This is a genomic window from Corynebacterium sp. HMSC034H07 (assembly GCF_001815175.1).
GTDB lineage: Bacteria > Actinomycetota > Actinomycetes > Mycobacteriales > Mycobacteriaceae > Corynebacterium > Corynebacterium hiratae.
Map to the genome: position 1 here is coordinate 4636 of NZ_KV819533.1, position 227 is coordinate 4862.

Below are 227 nucleotides of genomic sequence, written 5' to 3' on the forward strand. Positions count from 1 at the left end.
CCGGTGCCGCTGATGCCGGACCGCTGACCATCATTGAGACCACGCCAGTAGCCGTTATCGGCGCGTGCCCGGACTGCGGCCAGCCAGGCAAGCTGCGCGACCACATCACCCGTCGACTCGTTGATCTTCCTGTCGTCGGATTCCCCACCAGGCTGCACGTAAAAGTCCCCAGATTCTTATGCACAGCCGACTCATGCAAGAGGAAGATCTTCCAAGAATCTTTAACC

1 protein-coding gene is annotated in these 227 nt (G+C 59.0%); it reads left to right on the plus strand.

Annotated elements, in window-relative coordinates; translation table 11 throughout:
* Positions 1 to 56 precede the first annotated feature (56 nt).
* Positions 57 to 227, plus strand: a 171-nt coding sequence (locus tag HMPREF3009_RS13810) for a transposase family protein (RefSeq protein ID WP_255366823.1), incomplete at its 3' end; no start/stop codon positions are given.